The sequence below is a fragment of the Spirosoma sp. SC4-14 genome (assembly GCF_037201965.1).
Lineage (GTDB): Bacteria > Bacteroidota > Bacteroidia > Cytophagales > Spirosomataceae > Spirosoma.
In genome coordinates, this window is record NZ_CP147518.1 from 567,072 (window position 1) to 589,161 (window position 22,090).

The following is a 22,090-nucleotide window of genomic DNA, read 5'->3' on the forward strand; positions in this document are numbered from 1 at the left end:
TAGCCCATATTTAGCCTATTTTACTCGTTTCAGATAGCCTTCCGGAGCCACAGAAATCAGCAATTTGTTATCGATGGTATGATCAATTTCGAAATCGTCAGTTTGTTTCAGGAATTCCCAAACAGCTGTTTTAGGGTTATTGCCTTTATCCCACGGGCGATCGTACATCTTTTCGGGCATATCTTCGACAATGGTATCGAATGCGATCAAATAGGACCCTGGGGTCACAAAGGGCGAATAAAGTTCAAGTTCGCGCAGAACGTGCTCGTGCGTGTGGTTAGAATCCAGACAAACCATAACCGTTTGTTTCCCTTCGGTCAGCTTGCCGACTTCATCTACCAGTGCTTCGTCAATAGCTGATCCCTGAAAAAGCGTAATCCGTTTGAACATAGGATGCGTTTCAATTTCATGCCGGTTATGCGCCCGAATATCAATATCGATGCCAACTACTTCGCCTTTCCCAATTAATTCAAGCAGAGAAGCGTAGTAGATCAGGGAGCCGCCGTGAGCAATACCTGTTTCAATAATTAAATCGGGTTGAATACGCCAGATAAGCTCCTGCATCGCAATCATATCCTGCGGATATTGGATAATCGGCCTGCCCATCCAACTAAAGTTATAGGAATATTTTTCGCGGTTAGAGGCTATATTAAAGGCCTGTGCGGCTTCTACTAAATCGGTTTTTTGCGGATACGAAGCAATTCGTTCGGTACATTCCTGCTTAAATGCTTCGATAGGGTTAGTGGGAATCATAATTAGTCAGTGTGTTCAGTTTGTCCGTACTACCCCAGAAAGCAAGTGGTTCATAATCGGGATAGGGGTAATATCCCAAATTAAGCGATAGGTGGTAATGATGCTCCTGCATAAATTGTTCCACTAATGCGCGAACTGCTATTGGTTGACCACTGCAACAGTTAATAACACCGGTTACGCGCTGTTGTAGCGCCACTTCTGTGATGGTATGGGCTACCTTGCCCACGGGTAAATAGTCGCGAAGCTGCTCTCCTTTCGACATATTGAAGATCGGATCATTCCGTAAGGCAGCAGCTTCGACTTGTGCCAGCAATGATTTTGGGTTTTGACCTTTACCGTACATATAGAACAATCGAATCCATTTAAAATATACTGACCGGTTGTTGAGGAAAAGAGTCAGCGCTTTTTGTAGCGAATCTTTGGCAAGTCCGTAGGCTGTGGTAGGAGAGGTTGGCAAATTCTCCGATAAACAACCACTTTGTAATCCATATTCCAGACAAGTTCCGGTCACTGTTAGGTCAGTTAGGCCATGCCTGATCAGGTTTGTCAGGAACTGATAATGCTGGAGCCAGTAAGTCTCAATGTGAGCCATTGATTTATAATCGGGTAACCCTTGCCATGCAAGATGGATAACGAGATCAGGTCGACCGAAATAAGTAAAGAGGTTTTCTCCGGAAAAATCGGCACTGATATCAAAGGGGACAAACGTTACTGCCTGGGACCATTTGGTGGGTAGGGGCTCAGTGCGGGCGGTTGCAATAACCTGCACCAAGTTTGTCGCTAACAAGCGTTCAATAAGATAGTGCCCCACAAAACCCGTTGCGCCGGTAACTAGCACTGTTTTTAGGTTGTTCACAGTATGGTTAATTCTGGAATCGCCACAACAAACTGCCCACCCCATTCACGAATATACGCTAACTGCTGCATAATTTCGTCGCGTAGATTCCAGGGTAATAAGAGCACATAATCGGGTTTATGATTTTTTAGTACGTCTTCCTGCACCACTGGTATATGACTGGCGGGGAGAAATTTATTCTGTTTGGCGGGGTTGGCGTCAACAACATAGTCGATAAAATCGTTTTTGATACCACAAAAATTTAGCAATGTATTGCCTTTGGCAGCTGCTCCATAGGCAACTACGGTCTTTTCGGCCCGTTTTTGCTGGATCAGAAAATCAGTAAGGTTGAGTTTCACAAGGAGCGCTTTTTGCTGAAATCCTTCGTAAAACGAACGTGTAGTCATTCCGGCCTGGATTTCCTTATCCAGCATGGTCGCTACATTCGGGTCGATAGATTTGCTGTTATCATTCGAATGACAGGCAAAAATCCGAAGTGAGCCACCGTGGGTTGGTAGCTCTTCTACATCAAACATGATCAGGCCCTGCGACTCAAAAATCTGCTTTACAGTGCCAAAGGATAAATAGGAGAAGTGTTCGTGATAAATGGTATCGAACTGATTGTTTTTAACTAATTGAAATAAATGGGGAAACTCCATCGTAATAACGCCGGTGGGTTTGAGAATCATCTTCATACCACCCACTAAATCAATAATATCAGGTACGTGAGCGAGCACATTGTTACCTAGTAAAAGATCAGCCTGTTTCCCTTCAGCAACCAGTTCCTGAGCTAGCTCGGTACCAAAAAAGCGCGTAATCGTTGGAATGCCCTTCTGAATAGCCAATGCTGCTGTATTGGCTGTGGGTTCTATACCGAGTACGGGAATCTGCTTTTCAACAAAATATTGCAATAAATACCCATCGTTGGACGCAATTTCGATCACCTCCGATTGAGGAGTCAAGCCAAACTGTTCGGTTACCTTGTCGACATACTGTTTGGAATGAGCAAGCCAACTGGTCGAAAACGACGAAAAGTAGACATATCCGTTGTCAAAAATGGCATCTGATTTTTTATATTCATCAATCTGTACCAAAAAGCAGGATGAACAGGTATAAACTTTCAGAGGATAAAATGTTTCAGGTTCATTCAACTGCTCATGTGTTAGAAACGAGTTTGATGCAGGTGCGTTGACCAGATCAATAAATACATCCTGAAGGGGAGTTTTACAGAATCGACAATTCATAGTGGTGTTAAACGGTTAAGCCGACGAATTGGCCGTTCAGGAGCGGATGAGTTGCGTCTCGTTCTGAAAGGTCGGTGATGGGTAAAGGCCAGGAAATGCCAATTCGAGGATCGTTGTATCGAATACCGCCTTCGTTTCCTGGAAAGTAGTATTCGCTATGGCAGTAAATAAGCTGACAGTTTTCTGTAAGGGTTTGAAAGCCATGCGCAAAGCCTTTGGGGATGTAGAGCATCTGTCCATTTTCGTGCGATAACTCGGTACCAAACCAGTTCCCGAAGGTGGTTGAATCAGCCCGTAAGTCTACAATAACATCAAACACGCACCCAGCAATACAACGCACGAGTTTGACCTCGCTGTAGGGTGTGTACTGAAAGTGGAGCCCTCGCAGAGCGCCTGCCTGATGTGTCATTGAATGATTATGTTGCACCCAGTCGCCCTGAAGACCTACCTGCTCAAAATCGCGTTTACAGAAGGTACGGGCAAACCAGCCTCGATGATCGCGAAAAGGAGCAAGCTGGATCAGATACGCACCCAATAAAGGAGTTTCAGTAAACGTCATTGCGTCCAGATTAAATTGGCCTGTCGGGCCGTTTCAATATAGTGCTCCAGATCCTGATGCGATAAAATTTGCCGTTGCTGATACCATCTCCTATACCAGCCAATCGTACGAGCAATGGCAGTTGGCGTATCCCAAACAGGCCGCCAGGCCAGTTGAGCATGCGCTTTAGTACAATCGAGACTCAACAAATGGGCTTCGTGGGGATTCGATTCAAACGAAAATTCGTTGCAATCAATAGCTGGCCAAATTTGCCGGGCCAGCCGAATTACTTCCCGGACAGGAAGCACATCGTTGCTGTTAGGGCCAAAGTTCCAGCCATCGGCTACATTGGTATGACCTTCCAGCAACCGTTGTCCAACCAGCAAATAACCCGACAAAGGTTCCAGCACATGTTGCCAGGGGCGAACGGCTAATGGGTTTCTGATAATTACCTGATGTCCTGATACAGTGCTTTTTACCAGATCGGGAATGAGTCGGTCAGTTGCCCAGTCACCCCCACCAATTACATTACCGGCGCGTCCGCTGGCAATCAGCACCTGATGCTTTTGTCCATAATGCTTATGGTTGAAATAAGAGCGTCTATAGCTACTCGTAATCAATTCAGTACAACCTTTCGACACACTGTACGGGTCGTATCCGCCCATTCGTTCTGTTTCGGTTAATGGATGACCATCTTCGGGGTTTTCGTAACATTTATCGCTGCTGATAATGACTACGGCCCGTACCGATGGCGTATGACGTACACATTCGAGTACTTTGGCCGTACCCAGGATATTGGTATCGAGCGTTTCGATCGGATGCTGATACGAATAACGAACCAGTGGCTGGGCAGCTAAATGAAAAACGATTTCAGGCTGATGCTGATCAAATACGGCCTGCATAGCAACCTGCTCCCGAATGTCGCCCAAATGATGAGCTATTGGCAATGAGAGCAGACTCCAGTGGTTAGGCTCTGTAGGGGCTGGAAGAGAGTATCCCGTAACAATGGCGCCCATTTTTTGCAGCCAATAGGTCAGCCAGGACCCTTTAAAACCTGTATGTCCCGTAATTAGGACCGATTTTCCCGTATAAACTTTTCCGAACAAGTGTGTCATACTACTCACCAGATTTTCCATTCGGCGGTCCCCGTATTCCAGGCCGTTTCGAGTTCCAGTTTATCGCGAAGGGTATCCATTGGTTTCCAAAAGCCCGTATGTTTAAACGCCATTAGCTCGCCTTCGCTGGCTAATGTTTCCATTGGATAACGTTCCCAGGTTGTATCATCGCCAGAAATGTAGTTGAAAACATCGGGCTCACAAACAAAGAAGCCACCGTTGATCCAGGCTCCATCGCCTTTCGGTTTTTCCAGAAATGATCGTACTCCATTCGCATCATTAACATCTAATGCCCCAAATCGGGCTGATGGTTGTACTGCCGTTAATGTACAACGTTTGCCGTGAGCCCGATGGAAAGAAACCAGATCTGAAATGTTAATATCTCCTACCCCGTCCCCGTAAGTGAGCAGGAACGATTCTTGACCAATATGATGGCTAACCCGCTTTATTCGCCCGCCCGTCATGCTATTAATGCCCGTATCGACAAGGGTAATTTTCCAGGGTTCTGCATGCGAATTGTGGACTTCTACCTGATTCGTAGTAAGATCTATTGTGACATCGGATTGATGCAGGAAGTAATTAGCAAAATACTCTTTAATTATATACCCTTTATAGCCAAGGCAAACAATGAATTCATGAAACCCGTATGCCGAATAAATTTTCATAATATGCCAGAGGATGGGCATACCACCGATTTCGACCATCGGTTTTGGGCGGACGACAGTTTCTTCACTAAGACGAGTGCCTAATCCACCGGCAAGAATAACAACTTTCATAGATAGGAGTTTAGGGCTATTTTGAAATAACAAGTTACTAAGAGGGGGCTACAAATATCATGCAAACATCACATAGTTGAGTTAAATGAAGAATGGATTTAATACATCCCCTGATTAGGTCAATTCAATAGTCAGGCCGTAAAGGATACTTTCAGCGGCTTGTATACCTTCGTTGAACCCGTCTGAACACACAGCCATAACGCATAATGGCCCGGCCGCAGAGCCTTTTTGTCGAAAATACAGGAGAATCCGGGCTGCGAATACCGACGACCAAGCAACTTATCGTCGGGGTCATCCCAGGCGTGGCGTTGGGTATCAATAGCGTAACAAGCCGATTCCGAACGGGCAATGATCTGTATTGCTGCTGAACGGGAAAGTGTTCCTGTAAGTGAAGCAGTAGCCCGATAGATAATTAGAAAATTGCCGGTTTCGTAAGGCGTTACATCAGTCGTGACCGTATTTGAAGCTATCAATTGAGTTGGATCGCACGGCTGAGGCAGGCTTGTGAGTTCGCTGAATGTTGTTGCCGGAACGTGGTAAATGCCTTTTTGAAGGGCATCGAAAAAAATAGATCGGGCAATCTCCTGATTGCCCCAGTGTAGGGATAACTTGGCCGGGTCGGCATTGTAAAAAGCAGTGCTATAGCTCAACTCCCGCGTTCGGTCCTCAATTCGTCGGCGGTTGTCCTGATTGGTTGGCGATACGTAGACCAGTAGCGCTATTCCCAGGTAGCCAATAAACACACCGATTTGTAGCAGATGGTGCCTGACCGTTTCCAGTGCCAGCACCGACTGTGTAGCAAATAGCATCACAACCACAATGCCATAGCGAGGGGTTGCCGCCTGCCCAATACCCATGCCCGACCGGGTAGCCATAAGCGACAGACAAGTCAAATACAGAAACAGCAGCCAGCCCACAATAGCCAGATGGTTAACTAATCGTTTCGCATACCATAAATACCCAACCAGACCTATTGATATTAGTAGCGACAAGGCTCCGAACAAGACATTTAGCGTTGGTCGGCCCGGCCCCAGCAGCATTCCTGTTAGGGTGAAAAAGTATCGGATAGCACGGCCCGTATGATTAAGCAGCGAATCGACAACATCTGGATGGTAGGGCGGACGAATATAGCCCCAGAAGTAAAAGGCTATGGCTAGAGCGGCTACAATAAGCCACACGGCTAACCGTCGGTACGATTTTGTGAAAAGTAATAATGGGGCACCAGCCAGAAAAGTAAACAGGCCATTGCCGCTCGTGTAGGTTGCCAGTACGGCTGCTGCACAGGCAAGCACAAAATCAGTCCGATTGAACCTGGTGAGTTTGTAAAGGCTCAGCATAGCAAACGGAATGACATAGAGATTCTGCAAGGCAGCCATACTCCAGGTCGACAGCTCCCAGTATTGGAACAGAAAAAGCGAATAGGCAACAGGAAGTAAATAAACGAGCTTTTGAAAGAGCGTAAACTGCCGAAATGCCGCTTTGTAAAAAAGAAGACAAATCAACACCAGCGATAGATTGCCAATCAAAATCAGGTGGCGAAAATTTAATTCGCCAAACAGATTATAATCGGTCAGAAAAATCAGGCGGTCGAAAACAATACGATGTTCATTATACTGCGAAAAAATGAGTTTCAGTTTTTCGCCAACGGATAGCTTTCCAAATGTATAATCGGAAATAAAGCTCAGTGCACTGTTGAAATCGTCTTCTACCGGGAAATTATAGGCATTTTCGTAAATTACTTTGTAGTAGATAAAGGCAGGGAGGACCAGCAGGAAAATTACCAGCGCATACAGATACGATGAAATAGGCTGGGGTTTTTCAACGGCCCGTAGAAATGGAGGGAAGGAAACAGCTTTGGCCGTAAATAGTGCCATTGAGCGAATTAGTAGAAATTTGACCCGGTAAGTATAGTTCTTTATCTAGTTTCAGACAAGGAAAAGAGCCTGTACGGTAATTGGCCCAGGTTTATAAATAGCCCGTTTCGTCGGCTACCCACAATTGGCAAGGAAGCTGAAATAAGACACAAAGCAGATTCATTTGGGTTCTATTTAGATTTCACCCCGATTCTTACAAAAAATCTATAATTTGCTCATTAACAGTTCGGTAACATCATATGTGTTGAAGCAGAACCTCTACGTTTCAAATTGCGTTTGCCAGACATACTGTTCCTGCTCCAAATTGCCTTTCACGCTGTCTTTTATCAGACTGTTATGTAAATTTGTACCCTATATAGAAGCTATCTTTCAATGAAGTTAAACCTTCGTTATCAGGAGTCATTTGAAGACCGCCATCACGGTCAGTCAGATGCGGCTCTGGCCGACATGCTCCAGACCATTTCATCGACCGGCCTGCCGGTCAACTCCATCGACGAACTGATTGACCAAACGGTCCCGGCTACGATTCGGCTTCCCCGCCCTCTCAATCTGCCAGCGCCCAAATCAGAAACTGAATTTCTGGCGGATTTCAAAAAAGCGGCCAGCCAGAACAAAATCTTTAAATCGTATATCGGCACCGGCTATTACGACACCATTACGCCAAACGTAATTCTGCGTAACATTCTCGAAAATCCGGCGTGGTATACGGCCTACACACCCTATCAGGCCGAAATTGCACAGGGACGCCTGGAAGCACTACTCAATTTCCAGACTGTTGTGTCGGATCTGACGGGTATGGATATTGCCAATGCATCGCTCCTCGACGAAGCTACCGCTGCGGCCGAAGCGATGCACATGCTCTATGCCATGCGTCCGGCCACTAAAAAAACGGCAGCTACGTTTTTTGTATCAGATCAGTGCCATCCGCAAACCATCGATGTGCTGATAACGCGTGCTACTCCTGTCGGGATTAAGGTGCTTGTTGGTGATCATCGTACCGCCGACCTGACCAGTGGCGATGTTTTTGGCCTGTTGCTTCAATATCCGGCTTCAGAAGGTGCCGTATTCGATTATACCGATCTGATTGCGGCTGCTCATGAAGTAGGCATTACAACAGCAGTAGCTGCCGATCTGCTCGCGCTAACGATGCTAACTCCTCCCGGCGAAATGGGGGCTGATGTAGTGGTTGGTTCGGCACAGCGGTTTGGCGTGCCCATGGGCTACGGTGGACCTCATGCGGCTTACTTTGCTACTCGTGACGCATTTAAACGTCAGATTCCGGGTCGTATTATCGGGGTTTCGCTGGATGCTGAAGGAAAACCCGCTTTACGCATGGCGCTGCAAACGCGTGAACAGCACATCCGGCGCGAAAAAGCAACCTCAAACATCTGTACGGCGCAGGTGCTCCTGGCTGTTATGGCCGGAAGCTACGCCGTCTATCACGGCCCCAAACGGCTGCGGACTATTGCCGAGCGTGTGCATGGGCTCACCAAAGTGTTTGCAACAGCACTGCGCTGGAGCGCTCATGAACTAAAGACCGAACATTTTTTTGATACCGTTACGGTAAAAATCGGGGATGTAGAATCGTTGAAAAAATCGGCAAGAGCAGCTCACATTAACCTGCGTTATTTGCCCGATGGGGAGCATGTTAGTGTATCGTTCGACGAAACCAAAACGCTGGACGATGTGCTTGAACTGCTGTCGATTTTTGGTGTTAAGGCCGATCTGGATGCGATTTTGGCTAATCTGGAAATTTCGTGGCCCGAACGGCTTATTCGCCAGTCGGACTACCTGACTCATCCGGTGTTCAATACGCACCATACCGAGCACGAAATGCTGCGTTATCTGAAATCGCTGGAAGAAAAAGACCTCTCGCTGGTTCATTCCATGATTTCGCTCGGAAGCTGTACGATGAAGCTCAATGCTACGGCCGAAATGATTCCAGTAACATGGCCAGAGATTGGCAAGCTGCATCCATTTGCCCCGAAAGACCAAACACTGGGTTATCAGCAACTCTTCAGCGATCTGAACGACTGGCTCTGTGAAATCACGGGTTTTGCCGCTATGTCGTTACAACCAAATTCGGGCGCTCAGGGCGAATATGCGGGGCTGATGGTGATTCGGGCCTATCACGAAAGCCGGGGCGATTCGCATCGTAATGTCTCGCTGATTCCGCAATCGGCCCACGGAACCAACCCGGCCAGTGCCGTAATGGCGGGCATGAAAGTCGTGATCGTAAAATGTGATGAGCGTGGGAACATCGACGTGGCCGATCTGAAAGCCAAAGCCGAACAATACAGCAATGATCTGTCGTGTTTGATGGTAACCTATCCGTCGACCCACGGCGTTTTTGAAGAAAGTATCGTTGAAATGTGCGATATAATTCATCAGAACGGTGGTCAGGTCTATATGGATGGTGCCAATATGAACGCTCAGGTTGGCCTTACATCGCCCGCAACGATTGGGGCCGATGTGTGCCACCTGAATCTGCATAAAACGTTCTGTATTCCTCACGGTGGTGGCGGTCCGGGCATGGGCCCTATCGGGGTTGCAGCACATCTGGTGCCTTTCCTGCCCGGTCATGCGCTCGTACATACGGGTGGCGATCAGGCCATTCACGCGGTTTCGGCCGCACCCTATGGCTCGGCTAGCATCCTCACTATTTCGTATGCCTATATTGCGATGATGGGGGGCGAAGGACTCACCAATGCAACAAAACGGGCTATTCTGAACGCTAACTATATCAAAGCACGTTTGGATGGTCATTACGAAACGCTCTATTCGGGTCTGAACGGCCGGGCTGCTCACGAAATGATTGTCGATTGCCGTCCGTTTAAACAGGCTGCTGGTGTTGAGGTGGAGGATATTGCCAAACGGTTGATGGACTATGGCTTCCATGCGCCAACGGTTTCGTTTCCGGTGGCTGGCACAGTCATGATTGAACCAACCGAATCGGAGTCGAAAGCCGAACTCGACCGTTTCTGCGATGCCCTGATTGCTATTCGGGAAGAAATTCGGGAGATCGAAAACGGTGTAGCTGACCGGATAAATAACGTACTGAAAAACGCGCCACATACCGCCACGGTAGCCCTTGCCGATGCCTGGAATCGTCCGTACAGTCGTGAGAAAGCCGTGTATCCGTTGCCTTACGTGCGGGCTCGTAAGTTCTGGCCCAGCGTTAGCCGAATCGACTCGGCCTATGGCGACCGTAATCTGGTTTGTTCCTGCGTACCGACCGATGCCTACGCTACCGAAGTGGCCGAAGAAGTTGGGGCCGAACAATAGGCGTAAATACTATAGCAACACAGGAAAGCCCCTTTGGGTAGACACAGATTGGCTTTCCTGTGTCTACCCAAAGGGGCTTTCCTCTTAAAGAGTAACCTCTATTAACAGCAGGATCGCGTCGTTCGATAAGGCTTCAAATTCTATTGTTGAACTCGCAATGTTTGTTAAGGCCAACCCATCGCGGGCGTGGAGCAAACGATTCTGAACTTCAAAAACACCGCTGACAACGAAGACAAATACACCGTTTTCTGGATTCATAATCGGGTAGTAATCATCGTGGCGGCCATCGAATTTGCCAATAAAACCGATATTGTCGTCCGACGAAAAAATTGTAAAGAGGGTATTTTTCTGCCCTAAATTAAATGCCCACCGTTGATCTGATAAATTTGGCTGGTTTCTGGACAGCCAAATCTGAATAAAATTGATCAGCTCGACTCTATAAGGATTTCGGACTTCATAGCTCATCCCGGCATCCAGCGAAAGTACCTGTACCTCGCCTGCTTCAACAAAATCGTTAGTTTGCAGGGTTTTATATTCGAGCCCGCCAACAACAGGCAGTAGCAAAATATCGGTTGGCTCTTCGACGGTCAGACTGAATTCGGCGCCGGCTTTTAGTGAGTCGTCGTTCAGGAGCCGAAGCGAGCCAAAGGGTTTGCGACTTTCGTCGAAATATGGGCCAAAATTGAAGCTATGAAAGCTTTGAAACGAGCCGAGCGTAGAATGGCCTCGCTGATCGGCTAAATAAATCCGGGCTTCTGTCTTGGTGTCCATGCTGATCAGGCATTATTGCTTTCCTGAAATGACGTAATGGTGAGGTTGGATTGTATGGCAATCATGTCGGTGTCGATACTATTTCCGTTTTTTAGGGCTTCGCGATGGTCGCCATAGGCTACAAGCAGGAGGTTACCAATGGTGTCGATCCAGGTTATTGGTTCGCTATAAAACGTAATGGCAATCTTATGTGCGTCTTTATTGGCTACGTGCGACTGGATGATCTCAAAGTTAAATTGCGAAAACGGCACGTGGAGCTGTCCTGCCTGGTTAGCAATATCTGGCATGATCGTGTTGAGCTGTCGAATGTATCCAATAGCAGCCCGACTGGTCATGCTGTGGAGCTTTTCGGCGTTAGGAATGTGCTCGATCAGTTCCTGAAAGGTACTGTACTGGCCGTCTGGGTTGAACGACTGAGCCTGCATGAAAAACTCCATATACGTATCTTCGAACACATACTTTTCCCATAATTTCTGCGACGATGCATCAATCACCTTTCGGTAACTCAGCCGAATAATACCTTTCCCCATGATTTGATTAGAAAAAAAGGCTTCAGAAAAATCTCCCGAAGCCTTTCCGACCAGATTACTTATGCACTTACTACAATTGTATGCGTGAGGGTATACCCACCAGAAAGGCTACCCGATACGGTAGCTAACTCAGTCGTAAATCCGTCCGAAAATACGTTGTCGCTTTCGTTCTTCGTGTCTTGAGCTCCTTTGGTATAACCATACGACTGCCCGGTTGTATAAACCGTATTTGTAATATCGTAAGGGAAAGCAATCTGGGTAACCAACAACGATTTACCCGAAGAGTTGTAGATATGCACGTGAATATGCGGAGCCCGTCCTGAGTACCAGCCAGGGAAAACAGAAGTGAACGATACCAGACCGTTTGAGTCGGTTGTCTGACGGCCACGCAAAAAATCGACACTAGTAAAATTTACACTTTGCATACCCGTTCCGCCGTATTCGGAGTAATAGCCATCTTTATCGCAATGCCAGATGTCGACCAGGGCACCCGATAGGGCTGCACAACTACTGTTCGCATTTTTGATGGTGATATTAACGGTAAACGCAACGCCAGTCCGATCGTCGCGAATATCGTTGCGAACGAAGTTGGCTGGCGATTTGGTTGGGAAAGGACCTTCTGTTTCGGTTGGTGTAACTGAACAGTTGCCGGACGAACTCCCGTTGGTCGAGCCCGTTGAGGTGCTCGTGCCATCGGTCGATGTGGTGGTGGTTGGATCGACTTCGGTGCTTTTGCATCCGTTTACAGTTGGCATAATAGCAGCTATGCCTAGTAGGCTACCAAAACCTCGTTTCAAAAATTCTTTGCGCTCCATTGTATTGCTGAAATGATTCTTTGAGAAAATAAATTAGCAGGGAACCAGACCACCCGGAATGTGCTATCGATTAAATTCTGCTTAATTACCTTAACGCAGTGACAAACACCCTTCGTTGCAAAGGCTATCAGACTTGTCGGTAAATAGGGTAAATGTGTCGGTAAATGGCAGAAGTACGTAACGACCTGTGGTAATCATTTGCCTTCGGCCTCACTGGTATGCATATGGCGTAACCAGACCTAAAAGGTTAAAAAAACTTTTTAGGTCTCACCTGAGGGAATTAGCTAAGTACTAATGACCAATCAACTAATGGCTATCACCCGCCATATTGCTGGAAAAAGTTGGTTTCGTAACTACCTCCGATTGGAATTTCGTGACCTGGCAGCAATATCGTTTTGTTTCGTACGGCTTCAATACGGTTCATAGGAACAATAAAAGACCGATGCACCCGAATAAAACGCTCGGAACTATGGCCAGTTTCGGGAAGTTGCTGAAGTATTGCCTTCATCGTCATACGGCAAACTACCGGTTTGTCCTGCTCACGATGAATTTTAATATAATCGTCCAGTCCTTCGATATATAGAATGTCGGAGAGTGGAATCTGATAAAGCCGATAGTCGGCCCGAACATACAAACAGGCAGGTTTTTCCTGCTCGTTCTGGAATTGCCTGAACTGATAGGCATCACGGGCTTTGCTGGCTGCCTGTTCAAACCGCTCAAACGTAAAGGGTTTTAGCAGATAATCGACGGCATTGAGCGAGAACCCTTCAACTGCATATTGGGCATAAGCGGTGGTGAAAATAACCAGGGTTGGTTGCGGCAGAATTTTGTGAAAATCGAGCCCTGATATGGCAGGCATGTTAATATCCAGAAACAGCAAATCGACCGGAAAACTGGCCAAATAATCGAGGGCTTCGTGGGCTCGGAAAAACGTTTTTTGTAGATCAATAAAGTCAATTCGATTGCAGAAGTTACTGAGTACCCGAAGGGCGGGCGGTTCATCATCGACAGCAATGGCTCGAATCATGCAAGTGTCAGATAAAGATCTACCGTAAAATCATTAGGTTCATCTCGAATCAGCAATTGGTGTTTATCTGGATAAACCAGGCTAAGTCTGGCTTGGGTGTTGCTAAGACCAATACCACTCGTGCTGATCGTATCCTGCGAAATATGCACCTTTTTATTATAAACGTGGCAATAGAGCGTCGTTTTTTCTACTGATAACGCTATTTGTATGTAGGCGTCTTCGCTCGGATTCACACCGTACTTGAACGCATTTTCGACGAATGAAATCAAAATCAATGGCGCTATTTGTAAGCCATTAGCGAAGCCTTCAACCGAAAAATCGACCCGAACCGTATTATCCAGCCGTAACTTTTGTAGGGCAACATAATGGCTGATGTGTTCCAGTTCTTTACCTAGTGGAACCTGATTGAGTGTAGCATCCTGAATAACGTAGCGCATCAGCGACGACAGTTGCGTAATCGCTTCGGGTGTTCGGTCCGACTGTTCAATAGCCAGCGAATAGATCGTATTTAGCGTATTAAACAGAAAATGTGGATTAATCTGTGCTTTCAGGTACGACAGTTCTGTATTCAATTTTTCGCGTTCGGTTTCGCGCCAGCGATTATTGATGCGAATCGCAATCGACAGCAGAAAACTTGCCAGAAACAAAAAAAAGGTTTGGCTGATTTCGGGCGGCAAACCCGGCTGGTCGGAACCGGGTTTGGGAAACTGACCAGCCGGGCCAGGCGGATGATCGTCGTTTTGGGGCGGTGGTGGTTGATTGGAAGGCTCAGGCCGATAGGGTCGAATTCCTCTTCGATTAACCTCGACCAGTGTTTGTTCGACCAGAATAAAACAAAGCAGGACGCTCAGTCCATACGGAAGATAGCTTCTCTGAAAGAATAGTCGTGGAATCAGGTAATAGTAATTGACATAGAAGAACGCAATGGTAAGCAGGTAGGACAATACATTCCGTTGTTCATGCGGATTGGTTTTTAGCTCGGCCAGCTTTGCAAACCCGTTGGTTGCAAATAAATAGGGTAAGGCCAGAAAGGTTAGGGAGCCAAACAGATGAATAAGTATGAGCGAAACGTTCCTGTTCATACGAAATGAGAAAGAAGGAAAGTTACGTAAACCCATTGTTGCCTGATAGTAATCTCGGTAAATGGTCAGAATTTGCCGGTAAAGAAAGTGTTAGGATTGGGGTATGCCACACTTTTCTGGCGCAACTTAATGGTGAAGTTACCCGTATAGTAAAAAATAAAAGCGGTCTGTATTTCTACACAGACCGCTTTCAACCAATATAGTAAACTGATCAGGCTACAACCGCTTCGGCCAGAACCAGAACTTTATTTTGCAATACTTCAATAACACCACCGTCAACGGTGAATGTTTGCTGACCCGAAGGAGATTGCACAACAATAAGGCCCCGATCGAGCGTGCTTACCATTGGAGCGTGGTTGTTGAGAACCTGAAACTGTCCCTGGCTACCCGGAAACGTAACAGCGGTTGCTTCGCCCGAAAAGACCTTACGGTCAGGAGTGATTATGTCTAAGGTCATGCTATTGAATGATAAATGATGAATGATGAATGATTTTTTAAACGCATTTATAACTCATCATTCATTATTTTTTATAAGACTCCTTTTACGAAATTAAGTACGCTGCCAATTTGTGTTTTGGCCGCTGGTTCGGCCGCTTTGGCAACCAAACCACCCTGATCGAGCTTACCAACCGTTCCTAAGGCTGTTGAGATGAGCGATTGCCCTGCCGACTGGCTTCCACCAAGTCCCGATAAGGCTCCCCCTATTCCCTTTAAGCCGCTCGTTAGCTGGCTTGCTTTACCCAGTAGCGAACCTGCCGCTACAAGGCTTTCCAACTGACTGCCACCCGAAGCAAGCTTTGCCAGGCTAACTGCTTTTCCTAACACACCATTGCCCAGCGCTCCTGTCGGAATGAGTGGCAATAATGCCTTTAGCTTGCCTGCCTGAGCCAGCAGTTTGTCTTTAAAGGACGTTGGCTGATTCTGCGCCTGCGATTCCAGACCAGCAATACCAGCCTTTAATTCCTGTGTGGTTGTCGACTTATCGCCTTTGCTCAGGGCTGCCACTGCCTTATCCAGATGCATATCTGTCGAATTGTCCTGCACTAAAGCTGGCTCGAATTCTGTTTCAACAGTAGTTACAGGGCCTGTTTGGATACGTAGAGTTTTGGCCTCAGTAGTAACATTGGTTACAAAGAGCAAACTCAGCGATGGTAGTATTACTCCGAGTCTGTATCTAATCGACGTTTTCATAAAACTTATTAGGTTTTGTTTTAAAACTATTAGACGACAGAGTAATAATTGGTCTCCCGTATACGATTAATTGTTCATTAAATCGTATACGGGAAGAGACTACATCTGACCAGCTTCGCGCATGATTTTTTCACCCTTCGCAACAGCGTCCTCAATCGTACCAACGAGGTTGAAAGCCGCTTCTGGAAGGTGATCATACTTGCCGTCGATGATCTCATTAAAGCCTTTAATGGTATCTTCGATAGGAACCAGCACCCCTTTCAGGCCTGTAAATTGCTCGGCAACGAAGAACGGCTGCGACAGGAAGCGCTGTACCCGACGGGCGCGGCTTACGACCAGTTTGTCCTCTTCCGACAATTCTTCCAGACCCAGAATGGCAATAATATCCTGCAATTCTTTATAGCGTTGCAGAATCTCTTTCACGCGCTGAGCCGTATTGTAATGCTCGTCGCCAAGAATTTCGGCCGTCAGAATCCGTGATGTCGAATCGAGTGGGTCCACAGCTGGATAGATACCTAACTCAGCAATTTTCCGACTCAATACTGTTGTGGCATCCAGGTGAGCAAACGTTGTAGCCGGAGCTGGGTCGGTCAAGTCATCGGCCGGTACATAAACGGCCTGTACCGATGTAATCGAACCGCGCTTGGTCGACGTAATACGTTCCTGCATAACACCCATTTCGGTAGCCAGCGTAGGCTGGTAACCTACCGCCGATGGCATCCGACCCAGCAGAGCCGATACTTCCGAACCGGCCTGAGTGAAGCGGAAAATGTTATCAACGAAGAACAGAATGTCACGACCGGCACCTTCGCCATCACCGTCGCGGAAGTGCTCAGCAATGGTCAGACCCGACAGAGCAACGCGGGCGCGGGCTCCGGGGGGTTCGTTCATCTGACCGAACACGAAAGTAGCCTGGCTCTTGGTTAGCTCGTCGAGATCAACTTTGCTCAGATCCCAGCCGCCTTCTTCCATCGAGTGTTTGAAGCCTTCGCCGTATTTAATAATACCAGCTTCGATCATTTCGCGCAGAAGGTCATTTCCTTCGCGGGTACGTTCGCCCACACCAGCAAACACCGACAAACCCGAATAGGCCTTCGCAATGTTGTTGATCAGCTCCTGAATCAATACCGTTTTACCTACACCGGCACCACCGAAGAGGCCAATTTTACCGCCTTTTGCATATGGTTCGAGCAGGTCAATTACTTTAATACCGGTAAAGAGTACTTCTGTAGAGGTTGCAAGATCCTCAAATTTGGGGGCTGAGCGGTGGATTGGCAAACCTACTCCCGTAGTTTTGGGTTGAGGGATACCATCAATGGCTTCGCCAACCACATTGAAAAGCCGTCCGCGAATATTTTCGCCCGTTGGCATAGTGATTTGATGCCCAAGGTCAACGACGTCTAAGCCGCGATAGAGGCCGTCGGTCGAGTCCATGGCGATGGCGCGAACGCGGTCTTCGCCGAGGTGTTGTTGTACCTCCAGAATGACCTCTTGCCCATTGGCTTTAGTTACTTTAAGGGCGTCCAGAATGGCCGGAATTCGTGTGCCTTCGCCTTCGAAACTCACGTCCACAACTGGCCCGATTATTTGCGTAATCTTACCCGTATTGACTGCCGTTGCCGTACTCATTTGTATATGATGTAGCTTATTGAAATGTTGCCCATTGTTTGGGACTGCAAAAGTAGGAGAAAAACCGCGTAAGGTCAAGGCACTATTTGCTCATTTTCTGGTTGATGAAAACCGGAATGGGTTTGGCAATAAGGTTTTTAGGTTTTGAATTGGCAGAATAGAGCAAAAACCAAATTTGTACAAAAGCCAGAATACAGAAAAATTTAGCTATAGGATCAACCCTTTCCCGAAGAAATGGGTCTATTTGTTCAGAAAGGAAAATAAGGAGTCAGTTGGGCTGTAATGGATTCCTGCTTTATATCTATACAGAATTTTGTTGACAACATTTGCACGGGTAGGTTTTGTCTAAATATACTGTGAATGAAACGCCTTACTTATTTTCGATCGGTTTTCAGCGGATTCATAATAAACTGCAATACAATGAAACTTTCCAAAGCTCTTCTCCAGACCATTGCGGTGGCTGTTGCCGTTACAACGGTTAGTTCATGTGCTAAAACCAAAACAATTAAACCGAAAGAAGCCAAGGCCGAAAAGCAGGAAATTCCTTACAACTGTCCTGCCTGTGGCATGGGTTAACAACTGCCTTGCAATCAGAAATCTGTTTGTTTAGAAACATATATGGCGGTTATTCGGTCGTCTATTGCCTGCAATCTGGAGTCGAATGTATTGGCAGCGTCGATTCCTTTGTTTGAGTCGGAGCGCGTTCAGGCTATTGAGTGGTCGTTCGATACGTTATACCAGCAGGAGCAGCTACCCGAATGGTTTATTGAATTACTGACAGCATTCGGTCGCGAAAACCGTTTAATTGGTCATGGTGTTTTCTTCTCTCTTTTCTCCGGGAAATGGTTGCCGCAGCAGCAGGAATGGCTTGTTTGGCTTAATGCTGTGTCGAATCAGTACACCTTCGATCATATCACCGAGCACTTTGGGTTTCTGACCGGAAAGGATTTTCATCGGGGGGCACCACTTAGCGTTCCGTTTACGGCATCAACGCTGGCTTTAGGGCAGGATCGACTCCGCCGATTGCAGCATGCCTGCCAGTGCCCGGTTGGGCTCGAAAACCTGGCCTTCGCCTATACGCCCGACGATGTGAAAATGCACGGCGAATTTCTGAACCGATTGCTGGAACCCGTCAACGGTTTTATTATCCTTGATCTGCATAATTTCTACTGCCAGCTCCATAATTTCAATCTGGCGGTCGATGAATTACTTCGATTATACCCACTCGATCGTGTTCGCGAAATTCATCTGTCGGGTGGGAGCTGGAGCGAATCGTTAAGTAAACCCGAGCAAAAAATCAGGCGTGACACACACGATGGAGCCGTACCTGCATCGGTTTTCGAATTACTGGAAACAGCCATACCACTTTGCCCGAATCTTCGCTATGTAGTGCTCGAACAACTAGGAGTCAGTCTGGCTACCGAAACCAGCCGGGCACAGTTTCAGCGCGATTTTTTCAGGATGGATGCCATTATCCGGGCCTGTGAACAGCAGCGGAATAAAACGGATCTGCAATTGTTTAGCCCTGGGTTCTTGTTCAATTTCGATCAGACTCCGATAGAAGATGATGACCTACACGAGCAGCAGAGAGAGCTTTCGCAGATTCTGGAATCGGCCGATGATTACCAACAGGCGGCCGATCAACTGGCCAAATCCAGTCTGGCCAATTCCGACTGGCATATAGAATTATGGGAGCCGCACATGCTCGAAACGGCTATTGCCATTGCCCGGAAGTGGAAAAATGGATTTACGTAAGTAGGAGAGCTAGTCGATTTTGTTCGATAAATCAAATTAATAGGCTGATTCGGAAATAGTTTAGAACACAGCTAGACTTTGGTGGTTAATTTAGGGTAAAGAACATACCACCAACACCTAACTGGGAATGCTTCAACAACGTTCGAGTGGCCTGCTGCTTCACATTACATCGCTTCCTTCGGCGCATGGCGTCGGTGATTTAGGGCCGGAAGCCTATCGCTTTGCCGATTTTTTACACGCATCCGGACAAACCTATTGGCAGATTCTTCCGCTTTCACCAGTCGACCCTGGGGCCGGGTTTTCGCCCTATAGCAGTCCATCGGCTTTTGCCGGAAACCCGCTGCTGATTAGCCTGGAAAAGCTGGTTGAGGAAAATTTGTTGAATCAGGACGATTTGTCGGTATTCAATGAACTACCCATTCGCGACGTGTCGATTAGTGAAGCGCCAACAGTGTCTAGTGATTCGGCATCGAGTGTGCTGGCAGGGCCACTTATTATTGCTCCCTCTACACTTCATGCGGCCTGGATCAAAAAACGACCTTTGCTGCAACTGGCTGCCGAAGCTTTTCTGCAGAATGCAACACCTGCCCAGCGAAGCGATTATGAGCGGTTTTGCGGCTGGCACGCGGAGTGGCTAAACGATTATGCGCTGTTTACGGCCATGCAGGAACAAACAGGCGAATCGACCTGGATACGCTGGCCGGAAGACGTTGTCCGGCGTGACCCCGACGCGCTGGCCAGAGAGACGACGTTGCTCAGGGAGCAGATTGAGGTGACCAAAGTGCTGCAATACTTCTTTTTGCGGCAGTGGAACGAACTGGTTGCGTATTGCTACGAACGGAAGATTCACATCATTGGCGATATCCCTATTTATGTGCAGTTCAATAGCGCCGATGTCTGGGCAAATCCGCACCTGTTTAAGCTTGACGATAATTTTCAACCTTTGTATGTAGCCGGAGCTCCGCCCGATTATTTTAGCGAATATGGGCAGCGCTGGGGCAACCCCATTTACAACTGGGCAGCGCATGAGCAGACGGGCTTTGCCTGGTGGATTCATCGAATACGGCATCAAATGTCGCTCTATAGCCTGACCCGGCTCGATCACTTCCTGGGCTTTGCCGTTTATTGGGAAATACCCGCCAGCGAACCAACGGCTAAAGTTGGTGAATGGGTAAAGGCACCCATAGAGTCCTTCATGCATGCCATGTACCGCCAGTTTGTCCACCTGCCTGTTATTGCCGAAGATTTGGGTACACGTACGGCCGATTTACAGCCCCATTTGCGGCATTATGGCATTCCGGGTATGCGGGTGATTCAATTTAGCTTTAGCGACGACTTGCCCACATCGACTCATGCGGTTCATAATCATACCGAAAACGTGGTGGTTTATTCGGGAACGCACGACAACAATACAACCCTGGGCTGGTATCATGAAGCACCCGAAGAAACTCGCCAAAAACTCGACGATTACTTCGGTATACCCATAACCAGCGACAATGTGGTCGATCAGGTTTGCCGATTAACGATGCAGTCGGTGGCTCGGCTGGCCATTATACCTGTGCAGGACATTCTGAAACTGGACGAAGCGAGCCGGATGAATACGCCCGGATTTGGTGGGCGGAGCTGGCAATGGCGGCTATTGCCTGGCCAACTGACCGACGATGTAGCTGAGCAACTACTTAAATTAACCAAAATGACGGGTAGAGCCGAAGGTTCGTAATTTTAGACAAGATGCTGGAATGGCCCGCAACGATCAGAACATCCTTGCGGGCTCGTTTATTATACCAGTTCGAGCTGGCCGATTTGCTGATTGATGACGTTCAGCTCATCGGGTGAGAGGGTAACGGCAATGGCTTTTGCATTCTGAACGGCCTGTTCGGTATTGCGAGCGCCAACCAGGGCTGCCGTAATGCCGGGTTGCTCAATGGTCCATCGGATAACCAACTGGCTCAGGCTGGCGTTTTTTTCGTCGGCCAGGGGTTTTAGCGTTTCCAGAAAAGCATCGACTCTGGCAATATTCTCCGGCTTAAAGAAACGATAGTTGACTCGGTGATCGCCTTCGGCAAACTGATGGCCCGGTTTAATTTTTCCGGTTAGCAGCCCGCGTTCCATTGGGCTATAGGCCAGAATCCCTTTTGTGTGTTCAAGGCAGTAAGGAACCACTGCATCATTTATGGCCTGATTCAACATACTGAACGGAACCTGATTTGATGCCAGCTTAACCACCGTTTCGGCCTGTTGCATTTGCTCAACAGTATAATTACTAACCCCCGCCTGACGGACCTTGCCCTGTTCGATCAGACGCAAAACGGCTTCCATGCTTTCGTCAATAGGTGTCGATTTGTTGGGCCAGTGCATCTGGTAGAGATCAATGTAGTCGGTGCCCAGGCGTTTGAGGCTATCTTCGCATTCTTTCATAATGCTTTCCTTACCCGTATAACGATAAATGTCGATGGGATTGCCTGCATTGTCCTGACTTTTGAAGCCAAAATCGCCTTTGGCCAGATCCCAACGCATACCGTATTTAGTCAGAATCTGTACCTTGTCGCGCGGGAGGTCTTTAATAGCTTCGCCTACAATTTCTTCGCTGGTACCCTGCCCATAAACTGGAGCCGTGTCTATGGAGGTTACGCCTAAATCATACGATGCCCTGATGGCGTCGACGGCCTCTTTACGTTCGGTACCGCCCCACATCCAGCCACCAGCGGCCCAGGCTCCAAATGTGATAACCGAAAGTTGTAAGTCAGAATCGCCCAGTTGTCTGTAGTTCATGTGTGATTGATAAATGATGAAATCCTTCCTGTAAAGTGAAAATAAGCTCACTTTGTTGCTACCCAGCGTTTGCAGAAAGGAAAGAGTACGCTGATATT

Annotated in this window: 20 protein-coding genes; 4 read left to right on the forward strand and 16 right to left on the reverse strand. The window is 47.5% G+C overall.

The features are described 5' to 3' along the window. Positions 1–15: 15 nt before the first annotated feature. From WBJ53_RS02405 to WBJ53_RS02435, 7 genes are all read right to left on the reverse strand, one after another. On the reverse strand, positions 16–753 hold the full coding sequence (locus tag WBJ53_RS02405; RefSeq protein WP_338874448.1) for a cephalosporin hydroxylase family protein: 738 nt from the start codon (positions 751–753) through the stop codon (positions 16–18). Continuing rightward, a complete protein-coding gene (locus tag WBJ53_RS02410) occupies positions 740–1,609 on the reverse strand; it encodes an NAD-dependent epimerase/dehydratase family protein (protein ID WP_338874449.1) in 870 nt (289 codons plus the stop codon). Before WBJ53_RS02410 ends, WBJ53_RS02405 begins: the two co-directional genes overlap by 14 nt. Continuing rightward, positions 1,606–2,832 carry a class I SAM-dependent methyltransferase gene (locus tag WBJ53_RS02415; RefSeq protein WP_338874450.1) on the reverse strand — a complete coding sequence of 409 codons (1,227 nt, stop codon included), beginning with the start codon at positions 2,830–2,832 and terminating at the stop codon, positions 1,606–1,608. Before WBJ53_RS02415 ends, WBJ53_RS02410 begins: the two co-directional genes overlap by 4 nt. A gap of 7 nt (positions 2,833–2,839) precedes the next feature. Continuing rightward, positions 2,840–3,391, reverse strand: a complete 552-nt coding sequence (gene rfbC / locus WBJ53_RS02420; RefSeq protein ID WP_338874451.1) for a dTDP-4-dehydrorhamnose 3,5-epimerase — start codon at positions 3,389–3,391, stop codon at positions 2,840–2,842. After that, complete coding sequence (rfbG, locus tag WBJ53_RS02425) at positions 3,388–4,485, reverse strand: CDP-glucose 4,6-dehydratase (protein ID WP_338874452.1); 1,098 nt, start codon at positions 4,483–4,485, stop codon at positions 3,388–3,390. The genes rfbC and rfbG overlap by 4 nt, the downstream gene beginning before the upstream one ends. Before the next feature lie 5 nt (positions 4,486–4,490). Beyond that, positions 4,491–5,261, reverse strand: coding sequence for a glucose-1-phosphate cytidylyltransferase (rfbF, locus tag WBJ53_RS02430; RefSeq protein WP_338874453.1), 771 nt, complete (start codon positions 5,259–5,261; stop codon positions 4,491–4,493). 131 nt (positions 5,262–5,392) lie between these two features. Continuing rightward, positions 5,393–7,135: a hypothetical protein gene (locus tag WBJ53_RS02435; protein WP_338874454.1), complete on the reverse strand. Its 1,743-nt coding sequence runs from the start codon at positions 7,133–7,135 to the stop codon at positions 5,393–5,395. A gap of 372 nt (positions 7,136–7,507) precedes the next feature. On the opposite strand from WBJ53_RS02435, the gene gcvP reads away from it, so the two are divergent. Continuing rightward, positions 7,508–10,420, forward strand: a complete 2,913-nt coding sequence (gene gcvP / locus WBJ53_RS02440) for an aminomethyl-transferring glycine dehydrogenase (protein WP_338874455.1) — start codon at positions 7,508–7,510, stop codon at positions 10,418–10,420. An 84-nt stretch (positions 10,421–10,504) separates the two neighbouring features. Here gcvP and WBJ53_RS02445 read toward each other — a convergent pair whose 3' ends face one another. From WBJ53_RS02445 to atpD, 8 genes are all read right to left on the reverse strand, one after another. Further along, positions 10,505–11,191, reverse strand: a complete 687-nt coding sequence (locus WBJ53_RS02445) for a pirin (protein WP_338874456.1) — start codon at positions 11,189–11,191, stop codon at positions 10,505–10,507. A gap of 5 nt (positions 11,192–11,196) precedes the next feature. Continuing rightward, complete coding sequence (locus WBJ53_RS02450; protein ID WP_338874457.1) at positions 11,197–11,721, reverse strand: hypothetical protein; 525 nt, start codon at positions 11,719–11,721, stop codon at positions 11,197–11,199. 59 nt (positions 11,722–11,780) lie between these two features. Next, positions 11,781–12,536, reverse strand: a complete 756-nt coding sequence (locus WBJ53_RS02455; RefSeq protein WP_338874458.1) for an intradiol ring-cleavage dioxygenase — start codon at positions 12,534–12,536, stop codon at positions 11,781–11,783. Positions 12,537–12,852: 316 nt separating this feature from the next. Beyond that, positions 12,853–13,563 carry a LytTR family DNA-binding domain-containing protein gene (locus WBJ53_RS02460; protein ID WP_338874459.1) on the reverse strand — a complete coding sequence of 237 codons (711 nt, stop codon included), beginning with the start codon at positions 13,561–13,563 and terminating at the stop codon, positions 12,853–12,855. After that, complete coding sequence (locus tag WBJ53_RS02465; RefSeq protein WP_338874460.1) at positions 13,560–14,645, reverse strand: histidine kinase; 1,086 nt, start codon at positions 14,643–14,645, stop codon at positions 13,560–13,562. Before WBJ53_RS02465 ends, WBJ53_RS02460 begins: the two co-directional genes overlap by 4 nt. 211 nt (positions 14,646–14,856) lie before the next feature. After that, positions 14,857–15,102 (reverse strand): ATP synthase F1 subunit epsilon, encoded by a 246-nt coding sequence (atpC, locus tag WBJ53_RS02470; protein WP_338874461.1) that lies wholly within the window; start codon positions 15,100–15,102, stop codon positions 14,857–14,859. A gap of 71 nt (positions 15,103–15,173) precedes the next feature. Beyond that, a complete protein-coding gene (locus tag WBJ53_RS02475) occupies positions 15,174–15,836 on the reverse strand; it encodes a hypothetical protein (protein WP_338874462.1) in 663 nt (220 codons plus the stop codon). A 99-nt stretch (positions 15,837–15,935) separates the two neighbouring features. Continuing rightward, positions 15,936–17,465, reverse strand: coding sequence for a F0F1 ATP synthase subunit beta (gene atpD, locus WBJ53_RS02480; RefSeq protein ID WP_338874463.1), 1,530 nt, complete (start codon positions 17,463–17,465; stop codon positions 15,936–15,938). A gap of 420 nt (positions 17,466–17,885) precedes the next feature. Between atpD and WBJ53_RS02485 the strand changes: the two genes are divergently transcribed. From WBJ53_RS02485 to malQ, 3 genes are all read left to right on the forward strand, one after another. After that, positions 17,886–18,041, forward strand: coding sequence for a hypothetical protein (locus WBJ53_RS02485; protein ID WP_338874464.1), 156 nt, complete (start codon positions 17,886–17,888; stop codon positions 18,039–18,041). Positions 18,042–18,083: 42 nt separating this feature from the next. Then, positions 18,084–19,220: a DUF692 family multinuclear iron-containing protein gene (locus tag WBJ53_RS02490; RefSeq protein ID WP_338874465.1), complete on the forward strand. Its 1,137-nt coding sequence runs from the start codon at positions 18,084–18,086 to the stop codon at positions 19,218–19,220. A 127-nt stretch (positions 19,221–19,347) separates the two neighbouring features. Beyond that, positions 19,348–20,940, forward strand: coding sequence for a 4-alpha-glucanotransferase (malQ, locus tag WBJ53_RS02495; RefSeq protein WP_338874466.1), 1,593 nt, complete (start codon positions 19,348–19,350; stop codon positions 20,938–20,940). A 59-nt stretch (positions 20,941–20,999) separates the two neighbouring features. Here the strand turns inward: malQ and WBJ53_RS02500 are convergent, their stop codons facing one another. Next, positions 21,000–21,992 carry an aldo/keto reductase gene (locus tag WBJ53_RS02500; protein ID WP_338874467.1) on the reverse strand — a complete coding sequence of 331 codons (993 nt, stop codon included), beginning with the start codon at positions 21,990–21,992 and terminating at the stop codon, positions 21,000–21,002. Between the last annotated feature and the right edge of the window lie 98 nt (positions 21,993–22,090).

Bases quoted from the DNA above. Each gene is read 5' to 3' on its own strand.
- WBJ53_RS02455 (WP_338874458.1), bottom strand. From the start codon at position 12,536: ATGGAGCGCAAAGAATTTTTGAAACGAGGTTTTGGTAGCCTACTAGGC.
- WBJ53_RS02415 (WP_338874450.1), bottom strand. From the start codon at position 2,832: ATGAATTGTCGATTCTGTAAAACTCCCCTTCAGGATGTATTTATTGAT.
- atpD (WP_338874463.1), bottom strand. From the start codon at position 17,465: ATGAGTACGGCAACGGCAGTCAATACGGGTAAGATTACGCAAATAATC.
- WBJ53_RS02485 (WP_338874464.1), top strand. From the start codon at position 17,886: ATGAAACTTTCCAAAGCTCTTCTCCAGACCATTGCGGTGGCTGTTGCC.
- malQ (WP_338874466.1), top strand. From the start codon at position 19,348: ATGCTTCAACAACGTTCGAGTGGCCTGCTGCTTCACATTACATCGCTT.
- WBJ53_RS02450 (WP_338874457.1), bottom strand. From the start codon at position 11,721: ATGGGGAAAGGTATTATTCGGCTGAGTTACCGAAAGGTGATTGATGCA.
- gcvP (WP_338874455.1), top strand. From the start codon at position 7,508: ATGAAGTTAAACCTTCGTTATCAGGAGTCATTTGAAGACCGCCATCAC.
- rfbG (WP_338874452.1), bottom strand. From the start codon at position 4,485: ATGACACACTTGTTCGGAAAAGTTTATACGGGAAAATCGGTCCTAATT.
- WBJ53_RS02465 (WP_338874460.1), bottom strand. From the start codon at position 14,645: ATGAACAGGAACGTTTCGCTCATACTTATTCATCTGTTTGGCTCCCTA.
- WBJ53_RS02405 (WP_338874448.1), bottom strand. From the start codon at position 753: ATGATTCCCACTAACCCTATCGAAGCATTTAAGCAGGAATGTACCGAA.
- atpC (WP_338874461.1), bottom strand. From the start codon at position 15,102: ATGACCTTAGACATAATCACTCCTGACCGTAAGGTCTTTTCGGGCGAA.
- WBJ53_RS02435 (WP_338874454.1), bottom strand. From the start codon at position 7,135: ATGGCACTATTTACGGCCAAAGCTGTTTCCTTCCCTCCATTTCTACGG.
- WBJ53_RS02500 (WP_338874467.1), bottom strand. From the start codon at position 21,992: ATGAACTACAGACAACTGGGCGATTCTGACTTACAACTTTCGGTTATC.
- rfbF (WP_338874453.1), bottom strand. From the start codon at position 5,261: ATGAAAGTTGTTATTCTTGCCGGTGGATTAGGCACTCGTCTTAGTGAA.
- rfbC (WP_338874451.1), bottom strand. From the start codon at position 3,391: ATGACGTTTACTGAAACTCCTTTATTGGGTGCGTATCTGATCCAGCTT.
- WBJ53_RS02460 (WP_338874459.1), bottom strand. From the start codon at position 13,563: ATGATTCGAGCCATTGCTGTCGATGATGAACCGCCCGCCCTTCGGGTA.
- WBJ53_RS02490 (WP_338874465.1), top strand. From the start codon at position 18,084: ATGGCGGTTATTCGGTCGTCTATTGCCTGCAATCTGGAGTCGAATGTA.
- WBJ53_RS02445 (WP_338874456.1), bottom strand. From the start codon at position 11,191: ATGGACACCAAGACAGAAGCCCGGATTTATTTAGCCGATCAGCGAGGC.
- WBJ53_RS02475 (WP_338874462.1), bottom strand. From the start codon at position 15,836: ATGAAAACGTCGATTAGATACAGACTCGGAGTAATACTACCATCGCTG.